Source organism: Hydrogenophaga sp., from assembly GCF_019264445.1.
Classification (GTDB): domain Bacteria; phylum Pseudomonadota; class Gammaproteobacteria; order Burkholderiales; family Burkholderiaceae_C; genus Hydrogenophaga.
The window spans coordinates 1-12121 of sequence record NZ_JAHVAB010000003.1 but is presented as its reverse complement, the minus strand read 5'-3'; the positions used below and the strand labels follow the sequence as shown (position 1 = coordinate 12121).

General features: G+C 67.2%; 11 protein-coding genes and 1 tRNA gene. 9 read left to right on the top strand and 3 right to left on the bottom strand.

Annotated features, from left to right (window positions below):
* From KXJ60_RS00165 to KXJ60_RS00145, 5 genes are all read left to right on the top strand, one after another.
* Nucleotides 1–631, top strand: a 631-nt coding sequence (locus KXJ60_RS00165) for an ATP-binding protein (RefSeq protein ID WP_291123099.1), incomplete at its 5' end; no start/stop codon positions are given.
* 91 nt (nt 632–722) lie between these two features.
* Nucleotides 723–2003, top strand: a complete 1281-nt coding sequence (locus KXJ60_RS00160) for an aspartate kinase (RefSeq protein WP_291123096.1) — start codon at nt 723–725, stop codon at nt 2001–2003.
* A 53-nt stretch (nt 2004–2056) separates the two neighbouring features.
* Nucleotides 2057–2149, top strand: a tRNA-Ser gene (locus KXJ60_RS00155).
* A 133-nt stretch (nt 2150–2282) separates the two neighbouring features.
* Nucleotides 2283–4034 carry a tetratricopeptide repeat protein gene (locus tag KXJ60_RS00150; RefSeq protein ID WP_291123094.1) on the top strand — a complete coding sequence of 584 codons (1752 nt, stop codon included), beginning with the start codon at nt 2283–2285 and terminating at the stop codon, nt 4032–4034.
* Nucleotides 4035–4075: 41 nt separating this feature from the next.
* A complete protein-coding gene (locus KXJ60_RS00145; RefSeq protein ID WP_291123091.1) occupies nt 4076–4990 on the top strand; it encodes a DMT family transporter in 915 nt (304 codons plus the stop codon).
* Nucleotides 4991–4993: 3 nt separating this feature from the next.
* Here KXJ60_RS00145 and KXJ60_RS00140 read toward each other — a convergent pair whose 3' ends face one another.
* Genes KXJ60_RS00140 through KXJ60_RS00130 form a run of 3 tightly spaced genes read right to left on the bottom strand, consistent with a single transcriptional unit; the run spans nt 4994 to nt 7583 of the window.
* Nucleotides 4994–5452, bottom strand: coding sequence for an RNA-binding S4 domain-containing protein (locus KXJ60_RS00140; RefSeq protein ID WP_291123089.1), 459 nt, complete (start codon nt 5450–5452; stop codon nt 4994–4996).
* Nucleotides 5449–6840 carry a sensor histidine kinase gene (locus KXJ60_RS00135; protein ID WP_291123104.1) on the bottom strand — a complete coding sequence of 464 codons (1392 nt, stop codon included), beginning with the start codon at nt 6838–6840 and terminating at the stop codon, nt 5449–5451. The genes KXJ60_RS00140 and KXJ60_RS00135 overlap by 4 nt, the downstream gene beginning before the upstream one ends.
* Before the next feature lie 56 nt (nt 6841–6896).
* Nucleotides 6897–7583 (bottom strand): response regulator transcription factor, encoded by a 687-nt coding sequence (locus KXJ60_RS00130; protein WP_291123086.1) that lies wholly within the window; start codon nt 7581–7583, stop codon nt 6897–6899.
* Between the two features lie 140 nt (nt 7584–7723).
* Between KXJ60_RS00130 and KXJ60_RS00125 the strand changes: the two genes are divergently transcribed.
* The 4 genes from KXJ60_RS00125 (at nt 7724) to KXJ60_RS00110 (ending at nt 12020) form a co-directional block, all read left to right on the top strand.
* Nucleotides 7724–8743 (top strand): porin, encoded by a 1020-nt coding sequence (locus tag KXJ60_RS00125; RefSeq protein ID WP_291123083.1) that lies wholly within the window; start codon nt 7724–7726, stop codon nt 8741–8743.
* A 116-nt stretch (nt 8744–8859) separates the two neighbouring features.
* The gene (locus tag KXJ60_RS00120; RefSeq protein ID WP_291123079.1) at nt 8860–9819 is read left to right on the top strand and encodes a tripartite tricarboxylate transporter substrate-binding protein; all 960 of its coding nucleotides are present in this window, start codon (nt 8860–8862) and stop codon (nt 9817–9819) included.
* Nucleotides 9820–9979: 160 nt separating this feature from the next.
* On the top strand, nt 9980–10507 hold the full coding sequence (locus tag KXJ60_RS00115) for a tripartite tricarboxylate transporter TctB family protein (protein WP_291123076.1): 528 nt from the start codon (nt 9980–9982) through the stop codon (nt 10505–10507).
* Between the two features lie 22 nt (nt 10508–10529).
* A complete protein-coding gene (locus KXJ60_RS00110; RefSeq protein ID WP_291123102.1) occupies nt 10530–12020 on the top strand; it encodes a tripartite tricarboxylate transporter permease in 1491 nt (496 codons plus the stop codon).
* Nucleotides 12021–12121: the final 101 nt, after the last annotated feature.

The window sequence follows — 12121 nt, the reverse complement described above, 5'->3', positions numbered from 1 at the left end:
GGCCCGGCCGGCGGGGGCGGCCGGGGGGCTCCGGGGGCACCACCCCGACGACCAGGCCGAGACGGTGCTGCTGGCGCTGAGCCGGGGTGCCGGATTGCCGGGTCTGGCGGCGATGGCCGAGCGCTTTGATCGACACGGCATGGCGTTCGGCCGGCCCCTGCTGGGTCTGCCTTCAGCGGCGCTGCGCGAGTGGTTGCAGGCCGCTGGCCATGCTTTCGTGGACGATCCCACCAACACCGATCAGCGCTTCACCCGCAACCGCATCCGTGCGGTGCTGACACCCGCATGGGACGCCTGTTTCCCGGGATTTCGTCCCATGCTGGCGCGCTCGGCCACCCACGCTGCGCAGGCTCAGCGCCTGCTCGACGAGCTGGCCCTGGTCGATCTTGCGCACACCGGCACGCCGCCCTGCATTGTTGCCTTGCAGTCGCTCTCTCGCGATCGTCAGGCCAATGCGCTGCGGCACTGGCTGCGCGGGCAGTCCAGCGGGGCTGCCAGCACCGCCCAGATGGCGGAGTTGCTGGACCAGATCATGGCGTGCACGACACGTGGCCACCGCATCCACCTCAAGGTGGCCAGTGGGGCCGTGGTGCGCGACGGTGAACGCCTTCGGTACATGGCGTCGATATAATTCGCGGTTGCCCAGCGGGCACCCCAAGCCCCGGCAAGCCTCGCAAACACACGTTTGCCGGGCCGCGTTCAACCCAATTCAATCCCTCCCGATGGCCTTGATAGTTCACAAGTACGGCGGCACCTCCATGGGGTCGACCGAGCGCATCCGCAACGTGGCCAAACGCGTGGCCAAATGGCACCGGGCCGGGCACCAGCTCGTGGTGGTGCCCAGTGCCATGAGCGGTGAAACCAACCGCTTGCTGGGGCTGGCCAAGGAGCTCGCACCCGGCAAGACCGACAGCGCCTACAACCGCGAACTCGACATGCTGGCCGCCACGGGCGAGCAAGCTTCGTCCGCGCTGCTGGCCATTGCACTGCAGGCCGAAGGCCTGGGCTCGGTGAGCTACGCGGGCTGGCAGGTGCCGATCAAAACCAACAGCGCGTTCACCAAAGCCCGCATCGAATCGATTGACGACGTGCGCATCCGCGCCGATCTGGCGGCCGGCAAGGTGGTCATCGTGACGGGGTTCCAGGGTGTCGATCCTGAAGGCCACATCACCACCCTGGGCCGCGGTGGCAGCGACACCTCCGCCGTGGCCGTGGCCGCTGCGCTGAAGGCGGCCGAGTGCCTGATCTACACCGATGTGGACGGCGTTTACACGACCGACCCGCGCGTGGTGCCCGAAGCCCGCCGCCTGCAGCGCGTGAGCTTTGAGGAAATGCTGGAGATGGCCAGCATGGGCAGCAAGGTGCTGCAGATCCGCTCGGTGGAATTTGCCGGCAAGTACAAGGTGCCCCTGCGCGTGCTCTCCAGCTTCACGCCCTGGGATATCGACCTGAATGAAGAAGCCGCCTCCGGCACCCTGATCACTTTTGAGGAAGACGAAGACATGGAACAAGCCGTCGTTTCCGGCATTGCGTTCAACCGCGACGAAGCCAAGATTTCAGTGCTCGGCGTGCCCGACACCCCCGGTATCGCCTACCAGATCCTGGGCGCGGTGGCCGATGCGAACATCGAGGTCGATGTGATCATCCAGAACCTGAGCAAGGACGGCAAGACGGACTTCAGCTTCACGGTGCACCGCAACGACTTCCAGAAGACGCTCGACCTGCTCAAGGCCAAAGTGGTGCCCGCACTGGGTGCCGCCGAGGTGGTGGGCGACGCGCGCATCTGCAAGGTGAGCATCGTGGGCATCGGCATGCGCAGCCATGTGGGCGTGGCCAGTCGCATGTTCAAGTGCCTGAGCGTGGAGGGCATCAACATCCAGATGATCTCCACGTCGGAGATCAAGACCTCGGTCGTGATCGATGAGAAATACATGGAGCTGGCCGTGCGTTCGCTGCACCGCGAGTTCGACCTCGACCAGACCGCCGACACCATCGCCGGCTGAACCCTCCCTTAGAGGGAAATGCCGGGTGAGTTGAGGCATAATACGCAGCTTCCGGAGCGATGACCGAGTGGCCGAAGGTGCTCCCCTGCTAAGGGAGTATGGGGTGTAGAGCCTCATCGAGGGTTCGAATCCCTCTCGCTCCGCCAGTATGGCCAGGCGCCCAGACGCGGGCTTCTGAACATCAAGCCCCACTGCCCTTGGCAGTGGGGCTTTTTTTACGTTCTGCAGTTTGTGCCGTGCGTGTGTGCGGTGTTGTTTTGACCGTCTAGGACATCCGCGATGAACGCTTCCCTCGCGACCGCCGACCAGATGCAACTGGCGGTGCACTTTCACTCCCAGGGCTTACTCGACAACGCGCGCACGTTGTACGAGGGCGTGCTCAGGATGGCGCCCACAGATTTCTCGGTGCTCTACCACCTCGGGCTGCTGGAGTCGCAGGCGGGGCATGTCGAGCGAGCGGCGGGGTACTTCGGACGCGCCGCACAAGCCCAGCCCCAGAACGCCGATGCGCAGAACAATTTCGCCTTCACCCTGCAGCAGCTGGGGCGCGATGGCGAGGCGCTCGTGGCCTATGGCCTGGCCCTCGCCCTGCGCCCTGACGACGCGGACATCGGGATCAACCTGGGCTTGCTGCACAAGAAGCTGCTGCAGCTGCCGCAGGCGCTGGCCTGTTTTGATCGCTTGTTGCAGGCGCATCCGCAGCACACCGCGTTGCTGTGCAACCGGGGCAACGTGCTGCAGAAGATGGGTCGGCATGCCGAGGCGTTGAGCAGCTACGAAAGCGCGTTGGCCCATGAGCCGGACAACCCCGTGGTGCTGTGCAACCTGAGCAACGCGCTGGCCGCACTGGGGCGCTATGAGGAGGCCCTGGCCTGCGCTGAACGCGCCAGCGTCGCACATCCCCAGCACGCCCTGGCCTGGGTGGAGCGGGGCAGCGCCCTCAAGTTGCTGGACCGCACGGCAGATGCGGTGGCCAGCTTTGAACGGGCGATTGCCCAGGCACCTGCGCTGGTGCAGGCACACACCAATCTGGCCGCCACCGTGCTCAGCGACAGCGTGGACACGCCGCGCGTGATTGCGGCCGGTCGCAAGAGCCTGGACGTCTACCTGCAGGCCACTTACCGCGCGCCGTCGCTGCGGCACACCGGGCTCACGATCAGCGCCTTCAAGCTCAAGCACGACGTGCAGCAAGCCGAGTGGTTGCAGGCGCATGGGCACAAGGTCCCTGGTCTGCCGGCCTTTCTGAAAACGGGTGCCGCATTGTTGAAGCAGGTCAGCGGCGCCACGGGTGTGAGCGCGCTGCGCGTGTCCCCCGCCGAACTGGCCCCGCTGCAGGAGTTCCTGTGCGCGCCCTGGATCCACGGCATGCCCGCGTCGATGCCCGATGTGTTGAATCCCGACAACGACTGGCGCTCGCTCGAAGAGGCCTACCTCGCGGGAACGCCCGAGATCCTGACGATCGACCATTTCCTGTCGGTGCCGGCACTCAAAGCCTTCCAGGACTTTGCCCACGCTTCACGCGTGTGGCATGGCGAGTACGCGAACAGCTACCTGGGTGCCTTTGCCAACCGGGGCTTCAACAGCCCCTTGCACCTGCAGCTGGCGCGCGAGCTCAAGCAGCGCATGCCAAGGGTGTTCAAGGATTACCTGCTCACGCAGCTCTGGGGCTTCAAGTACGAGCCTGCGATCACGCGGGGCATCAATGTGCACGCGGACTTTGCCAAGGTGAACCTCAACTTCTGGATCGCACCGAGCGAGCACAACCTCGACCCCGACAGTGGCGGGCTCAAGGTGTACGACGTGCCGGCCCCCGCGGACTGGACCTTTGAGCAATACAACACCGACAGCGCGCGCATTTATGACTTCCTCAAGCAGCACGGCGCCGGCTGCGTGACGGTGCCGCACCGGTGCAACCGGGCGGTGCTGTTCAACTCCGCCTTGTTCCACGAAACCGACACCATCCGCTTTGTGGACCGTTATGACGCGCGGCGCGTGAACATGACCTACCTGTTCGGCCAGCAGCTGCGCTGAGACGACAGCGCCCTGAGCCGACCTGGCCGACAATCGGCCGCATGACCCAGTCCCCCTCGCCCAGCGGTGGCATCAGCACCACCGCCTTCGCCACGCTGTTGCTGATCGCATTCATGATGGGCGCCAACCACGTGGCTGCCCGCCTGGCGTTTGACCACGGTGTGAGCGTGGCCACCGCGGTGGCGTTTCGCAGCGCGGTCACGGCGCTGGTGGTGGCGGCGATTCTGGTGGCCTACCGCGTGCCTGTGGCGCTGCAGGCGCGGCACCGCAAGGCCTTGCCCGCCATTGGCCTGCTGGTGGGGGTGCAGAGCCTGTGCCTGTATGCGGCCGTGGCGCGCCTGCCGGTGGCGCTGGCGCTGCTGGCTTTCAACACCTATCCGCTGTGGACGGCGCTGTGGGCGCGCGTGGTGTACGGGCAGCGTGCGCAACCGCGCGTGTTGCGCGCCATGCCGGTGATGCTGATCGGCCTGGCGCTGGCGCTGGACGTCTCGGGTGCTGCATCGGGGCTGGGGGCGTCGGGCCACTGGGCACGCATCGGGGTGGGCGTGGCATTTGCGCTGGCGGCTGGCGCCACGTTCGGCATGGCGCTGGTGCTCACGCAGCACGAGACCGAGGGGCTCGATGGTCGCCTCCGCACGGCCGCCACGATGGGCACCGTGGCCGTGATGGCGCTGGTGGCCGCCACGGCGCAGGGCGGGCTGGCGCTGCCCACCGCGCCCGTGGGTTGGTGGGGCCTGGCGGGCTTGACGTTTTTGTACGGAACGGCCTTCACGGTCATGTTCACCGTGCTGCCCAAGCTCGGCGTGGTGGGCAACTCGGCCATCATGAACATCGAGCCCATCTTTGCGCTGGTGCTCGCCTGGGCCATCCTTGGCCAGACCATCGCGCCCGTGCAGGTGGTCGGCGGGCTGGTGGTGGTGGCGACGGTGATGTGGCTGGGCCTGCGCAAGGGCTGAAGGCTAGTCCGTGTCGTCGAGCGACGCGCTCCAGCGCTCGTTCCACTCACCACGCGGCGGGGTTTCGCGCAGGTCATCGATGTGGCGGCGATCGCGCTTGGTGGGGCGTCCCATGGGTTGGCTGTGGGCTGGCTCGGGCGCCAGGCGCCGCAGCTCGGCAGCGGCGGCGCGCTGCTGTATCGATTCCGCGGTTTCCTCGTAGAGCAGCACGGCCACGGTGGCAGGTCCCCGAACCCCGCTCAGGGCGCGCACGACCACGGTGCGCAGCTCCTGCGAGATGCGCAACTCCAGTGTGTCGCCTGGCTTCACGTCGCGTGAGGGCTTGACGGGCAGGCCGTTGAGCCGCACGTGGCCTTTGTCGATGGCCTCGCTGCTCAGGCTGCGGGTCTTATAGAAGCGCGCGGCCCACAGCCATTTGTCGAGGCGCACTTTGCCGGTGGCGTCATGGGGAACAGATTTCATGCGGCGGGGGTGTGGGTGGCCAGCGGCAGGCGCACGGTGGCGTCCAGCCCGATCACGCGGCCTTGTTGAATGCGGTTGATCAGTTCGATGCCACCCGCCAGCGAGACCACGATCTCGCGGCAGATGGCCAGGCCCAGGCCGGAGCCCGAGACGCCGGGTGCCGAGCGTTGGTCGGTGGCGAAGGGCTGGAAGAGCCGCTCGCGCAGGGCGGCCGAAATGCCGGGGCCTTCGTCGCGGATGGTGAGGGCCGCGGTGTGCGCGTCCACCACCAGGGCCACCGAAAGCGCAGAGCCTGTGGGCGTGTTCTTGATGGCGTTGTGCAGCAGGTTGCGGCTGAGCTCGCGCAGGGCCCACACATGCGCCGGCACGGGGGCCACCTGCGTGTCGATCGAGAAATCCAGCGAGCGCTCGGCAATCAGGGCCGAGAGGTCCAGGGCCACGTCGCGCACCACCGCCGACCACTCCGTCACCGGCGCCTGGCCGTCCTGGCGCAGCTGCTCCACCTTGGCCAGCGCCAGCATCTGGTTGGCCAGCTCGGTGGCGCGGTCCACCGTGTGGCCGATTTCATCCAGCGCCTGCTCAGGCGACACATCGCCGCGGCGTGCCGATTGCACCTGGGTCTTGAGCACGGCCAGCGGCGTGCGCAGCTGGTGCGAGGTGTCGCGCACAAAGCGCTTCTGGTGTTCCAGCAGGTGCGACAGGCGCTGCATGTGCTGGTTGGTCGCGTCGAGCAGGGGCAGCAACTCGCGCGGCGCACCTTCCGTGGTCAGCGGCGTGAGGTCGTTTTCGGTGCGCATGCCCAGCGCGTGGCTGAGCGCGCGCACGGGTCTCGTGGCGCGTTGCACCACAAACACCACCACCAGCGCGATGACGATCACCAGGGCGGCTTGCCGCCACAGTGTGTCGATCAGGATCTGCCGTGCCAGCGTTTCCCGCAGCTCCAGCGTCTCGGCCACCTGGATGGTGGCCATGCCTTGTTCGTACACGCCCGAGACCGGTTGCAACAGCACGGCCATGCGCACCGGCACGCCGCGGTATTCGTCGTCGTAGAAGTTGACGAGGGCCGCGTAGAGGTTTTCCTGCGGAAGGTCGCGACGCCAGTCGGGCAAGTCATTGAAGCCCGAGACCATTTCGCCTTGCAGCCCGTTCACGCGGTAGAAGATGCGGCTGCGGTTGTCGGCCTCGAAGGCTTCGAGTGCGGAGTAGAGCAGGGTGGATTCCACCCGCACGTTGTCGCCCGAGCCGGTCACGCGCAGCTGCTCGCCCAGCGACTTGGCTGTGGCCAGCAGCGTGCGGTCGTAGGCCGTGTCGGCCGCGTCGAGCGCCTGCTCATACAGCACCACGGTGTTGATGAGCACGAAGGCGAACACCGGCAGCAGGATGCCCATGAGCAGCGTGCGGCGCAGCGAGATCGCGCGGGGGCGAGGAGCAGGCGTGGCCGGCTTCAAGCGGAGGCCTTCAGCAGGTAGCCCAGGCCGCGCAGCGTGACCAGCTGCGCGCCGGTGTGCGCGATCTTCTTGCGCAGCCGGTAGGCCACCACCTCGATCGCTTCGGGTTGCACCTGGCTTTCGCCGGGGAACACCAGTTCGAACAGGCGTTCCTTCGCAATGGCGTGCCCCGGCTTGCCCAGCAGGGCTTGCAGCAGCGCGAGTTCGCGCGGTGCGAGTTCCATGGGTTGGGCGTTGAAGTAGACCGCGCCGCTGTCCTTGTCGACCTGCATGCCGCACCACGCGGGCCCGCGCGCAGGCGATGTGCTGGCGCTGTCGGCGTTGCCCGAGCGGCGCACCAGCGCGCGCACGCGGGCTTCCAGTTCATCGAGGTCGAACGGCTTGGGCATGTAGTCGTCGGCCCCGGTGTTCAGGCCCAGAATGCGGTCGCCCACGGTGCCGCGCGCGGTGAGCACGATGACCGGGGTGGCCAGCCCCGCCGCGCGCGCCTGGCTGAGCACTTCGAGTCCGTCCAGGCCGGGCAGGCTCAGGTCGAGCAGCACGGCATCGGGCAGGCTGGCCTGCCACAGCGCCAGGGCGCGCGCGCCGTCTTCGCAGCTCAGCACCTGCATGCCACGCCGCTCGAAGCTGCGCCGCAAGGTCGTCTGCATGGCGGCGTTGTCTTCGATCAGGAGCAGCTTCATGGCGGCCGATTATGGCCACGCAATGCCGGGTGCGTGCGCGTGGACCGCCCGCCGCCTAGGGTTTGTCCGGATCGGTTGGACAGCGAACTGACAGCCCCCGCGCCGAGCATCGCCACTCCCATTCACTACGAAAGTTCCTCATGAAGAAGCATGCAATCGCGCTGGCGGCGCTGGGCCTGGTCAGCGGCGTGGCGAGCGCGCAGTCGTCCGTCACCCTGTACGGGGTGGTCGACGTGGCGCTGGAGCGCGTCAAGGGCGCGACCTCGCTCACACGCGTGACCTCCGGCCAGCAGCAGGGCTCGCGCTGGGGCCTGCGGGGCACCGAAGACCTGGGCGGCGGCCTGAAGGCCACCTTCCTGCTGGAGTCCGGCTTCAACGCCGACGTGGGCACGCTGGGCCAGGGCGGCCGCCTCTTCGGGCGCCAGGGCTATGTGGGTCTGGGCGGCGGCTGGGGCACGGTGCGCCTGGGCCGTCAGTACACGCCCATGGACGACATCGCCAGCATCATCGGCACCAAGGTGTACGACGTCGTGAGCGTGGTGCCCATCATCGGCAACGGTGACTACAACCGCGTGGACAACGCCATCACCTACGTCTCGCCCACCATCGCCAACACCGTGTTCCAGCTGCAGTACAGCCTGGGCGACGAGCGCGTGAGCACCAACCCGAGCGCCGATTTCGGCAAGCAGGTGAGCGCGCACGCGCTGTACGCACAGGGCCCCTGGACACTGGGCCTCTCCCTCATGCAGGTGGCCGACGCCGACGGCGCGCTGGCGGGCAAGCAGGGCAGGGACGCGCTGCTGTTCGTGGGCGCCTACGACTTCGGTCCGGTCAAGCTCACCGGCTACTACGACGTCGAAGACAAGGCCGTGGAAAAGCTCAAGCTCCTGGGTGTGGCCGCCGCCTTCAAGGTGGGCGAGAACACGGTGGTCTCGGTGGGCGCTGCACAGGCCAAGAACGTCAATGGCTCGGCCGCCGCCGCCAGCGACGACGCCAAGATCTACACCCTGCAGGCAACCCACAACCTGTCCAAGCGCACCTCGCTCTACGCCCACGTCACGGCGGTGTCCAACGACACGGCGGCGGCGCTCGGCTTCAACAGCCCGGTGGCCGGCAGCAGCTCCAACGGCATGCAGGTGGGCATTCGCCACCGCTTCTGAGCAGGCACGGCGCGGGCTTGATTCCTAGGGTTTCCCCCTATCAGAAGGACAGCGAACTGACAGCGTGCGGGCAGAAGATACGCACATCGGTTCAGCCACATCCAAGGAGACAAGCCATGCGTCGTGACACCTTCCTCAAAACCCTGGCGGCCCTGGCCGCCGCCGGCGCGTTGCCCAACGCCGCCTGGGCCAATGCCAACATCAAGATGATGATCCCGGCCAATCCGGGCGGTGGCTGGGACGGCACCGGGCGCGCGCTGGGCGACGCCATGCGCGACGCTGGCGTGGCCGCATCGGTCACTTACGACAACAAGGGCGGCGCGGCCGGCGCCATCGGCCTGGCCCAGTTCTACAACGCCAGCAAGGGCGATCCGAACGCCCTGATGGTGATGGGCGCCGTGATGCTCGGCGGCATCATCACCGGCAAGCCGCCGGTGTCGATCACGCAGCTGACCCCCATTGCCCGCCTGACCACCGAATACAACGTGTTCGTGCTGCCGTCGAACTCGCCCTTCAAGACCATGAAGGACGTGGTCGAGCAGCTGAAGAAAGACCCCGGCAGCGTGAAGTGGGGCGGCGGTTCGCGCGGCGCCACCGAGCACATTGCCGCCGCGCAGATCGCGCAGTCGGTCGGCGTGCCGGCCTCCAAGATCAACTACGTGCCGTTCCGTGGGGGCGGTGAAGCCACCGCCGCCATCCTGGGTGGCAACGTCACCATTGGTGGCAGCGGCTACAGCGAGTTCCAGCAGTACATCGAGAGCGGCAAGATGCGCGCGATCGCGGTCACGTCGGCGCAACGCGTCAAGGGCATCGACGTGCCCACGCTGAAAGAGCAGGGCATTGACGTCGAGATCGGCAACTGGCGCGGCGTGTACGGCGCGCCCGGCATCACGCCGGCGCAGCGCGACGCGCTCACCGCCATGATCGTCAAGGCCACGCAGAGCAAGTCGTGGGCGGCTGCCCTGGAGAAAAACGGCTGGACGCCCGCGCTGCTGACCGGCAAGGCGTTCGACGACTTCGTGGACAAGGACTTTTCGTCGCTGCGCGCGACGATGGTGCGCGCAGGGATGGTCTAGAGATCGAAAGCACCCTCTGCGCCGCTGCGCGGCTTCCCCCTCTCTGGCGCGCCTTCGGCGCTGGGAGGGGGACGGCGTTTTGGGCCGGCGGAGCCGGACCCTCGATGTCTCTGGATGGGCTGCGTTGCGATGTGAGCCCACTGTGGTCAGGACTACCGATATGAACAACGATTCCTCCTCCTCCCCCAACCGCCATCGCGCTGGCCAGCTGGCCATGGGCATTGGCGCGCTCATCGTGGCCGCCGTGCTGGCCGTGGGTGCGATGGCCATTCCATCGGACGCGGGCTATGCCGGCGTGGGCCCTGACTTTTTGCCCTGGGTGGTGAGTGCGGCGCTGGCGGTGTGTGGCGTGATGCTCATCCGCGAAGTGCTCACGGGTGGCTACCGCCAGATGGAAGAGCCCTCGGGCGCGGCGCGCGGCGACTGGCGCGCGCTGGCCTGGGTGTCGGCGGGTGTGCTGCTCAACGCAGCGCTCATCACCACCATCGGCTTCATCCTGAGCTGCTCGCTGTGCTTCGCGCTGGCCGTGCGCGGCCTGCGGGCCAGCGAAGGCAAGCCCATTGGCGATGTGCGCCAGACCGTAAAGGACGCGCTCATCGGCGTGGCCATTTCCGCGCCGGTGTACTGGCTCTTCACCAAACTGCTGGCCGTGAACCTGCCAGGCATCACCGGCAGCGGCTGGATCTGAACCCCGAGGCCACTTCACCATGATGGACACCTTCAACCAGCTGCTCGCAGGTTTCGCCACGGCGGGCACTCCCATCAACCTGCTGTGGGCCTTTGCCGGCTGCGCACTGGGCACGGCCATTGGCGTGCTGCCGGGCCTCGGCCCGGCCGTCACGGTGGCCATGCTGCTGCCCATCACCGGGCAGGTCGAGCCCACGGCCTCGATGATCTTTTTTGCCGGCATCTACTACGGCGCCATGTATGGCGGTTCGACCACCTCCATCCTGCTGAACACACCGGGCGAAACCGGCACCATGGTGACCGCGCTCGAAGGCTTCAAGATGGCCAAGAGTGGCCGTGCAGGCGCGGCGCTGGCCAGCGCGGCCATCGGCTCGTTCTTTGCCGGCACCATCGCCACGATCCTGGTCACGCTGTTTGCGCCCATCCTGGCCGAGTTCGCCGTGAAGCTCGGCCCACCCGAATATTTCTGCCTGATGCTGCTGGCCTTCACCACGGTGAGCGCGGTGCTGGGCCAGAGCACGCTGCGCGGCCTCACGGCGCTGTTCTTCGGCTTGGCGCTGGGCCTCATCGGCATCGACCAGATCACCGCCCAGGTGCGCTACACCGGGGGGGTGCTGGAGTTCATGGACGGCATTGAAGTGGTGCTGGTGGCCGTGGGTCTGTTTGCCGTGGCCGAGGCGCTGTACAACGCGCTCTACGAAGGCCGCAGCGAGGCCAGCATGAACAAGATGAACAAGGTGCACATGACGCGCAGCGAATGGCGCCGTTCATGGCCCGCCTGGCTGCGCGGCACGGCCATCGGCTTTCCGTTCGGCACCATCCCCGCAGGCGGCACCGAGATTCCCACGTTCCTGAGCTACGCCACCGAACGCAAGCTGGCCAGCCCCGAGCACAAGGCCGAGTTCGGCACCGTGGGCGCCATCGAAGGCGTGGCCGGGCCCGAAGCGGCGAACAACGCCGCTGTGACGGGCACGCTGGTGCCGCTGCTCACGCTGGGTATTCCCACTTCGGTCACGGCGGCCATCTTGCTGAGTGCGCTGCAGAACTACGGCATCAACGCCGGCCCGCAGCTGTTCCAGACCTCGTCGGCGCTGGTGTGGGCCCTGATTGCCTCGCTCTACATCGGCAACGTGATGCTGTTGGTGCTCAACCTGCCGATGGTGGGCCTGTGGGTCAAGCTGCTGAAGATCCCGCGGCCGCAGCTCTATGCGGGCATCCTGATTTTTGCCACGGTGGGCGTGTACGGCATGCGCCAGAGCGCGTTCGACCTGTTCCTGATGTATGGCCTGGGCCTGCTCGGTGTGGTGATGCGCCGTTACGACTTCCCGACCGCGCCGGTGATCGTTGGCCTCATCCTCGGACCGATGGCCGAGGCGCAGATGCGCAACGCGCTGTCGATCGGTGAGGGCAGTTTCATGGTCTTCCTGCAGCGGCCCATGTCGGCCACCTTGCTGGCTGTGGTGCTGGTGGTGCTGGTGGTGCCTCGATTGCTTGCGCGGCGGGTGCCTCGCTAGGTTTTCAGAGGCGCACCTTGCGGCTTGCGGCTCGCGGACCCGGTGCGCTCTGCTCCGCGGCTGTCCCCCGACCCGGCTTTGCCGGGTCTCCTCCTTTGATG

Excerpts from the sequence above, each read along its gene's own strand:
- KXJ60_RS00160 (WP_291123096.1), top strand. The coding sequence starts at position 723 with ATGGCCTTGATAGTTCACAAGTACGGCGGCACCTCCATGGGGTCGACC.
- KXJ60_RS00150 (WP_291123094.1), top strand. The coding sequence starts at position 2,283 with ATGAACGCTTCCCTCGCGACCGCCGACCAGATGCAACTGGCGGTGCAC.
- KXJ60_RS00145 (WP_291123091.1), top strand. The coding sequence starts at position 4,076 with ATGACCCAGTCCCCCTCGCCCAGCGGTGGCATCAGCACCACCGCCTTC.
- KXJ60_RS00140 (WP_291123089.1), bottom strand. The coding sequence starts at position 5,452 with ATGAAATCTGTTCCCCATGACGCCACCGGCAAAGTGCGCCTCGACAAA.
- KXJ60_RS00135 (WP_291123104.1), bottom strand. The coding sequence starts at position 6,840 with ATGGGCATCCTGCTGCCGGTGTTCGCCTTCGTGCTCATCAACACCGTG.
- KXJ60_RS00130 (WP_291123086.1), bottom strand. The coding sequence starts at position 7,583 with ATGAAGCTGCTCCTGATCGAAGACAACGCCGCCATGCAGACGACCTTG.
- KXJ60_RS00125 (WP_291123083.1), top strand. The coding sequence starts at position 7,724 with ATGAAGAAGCATGCAATCGCGCTGGCGGCGCTGGGCCTGGTCAGCGGC.
- KXJ60_RS00120 (WP_291123079.1), top strand. The coding sequence starts at position 8,860 with ATGCGTCGTGACACCTTCCTCAAAACCCTGGCGGCCCTGGCCGCCGCC.
- KXJ60_RS00115 (WP_291123076.1), top strand. The coding sequence starts at position 9,980 with ATGAACAACGATTCCTCCTCCTCCCCCAACCGCCATCGCGCTGGCCAG.
- KXJ60_RS00110 (WP_291123102.1), top strand. The coding sequence starts at position 10,530 with ATGGACACCTTCAACCAGCTGCTCGCAGGTTTCGCCACGGCGGGCACT.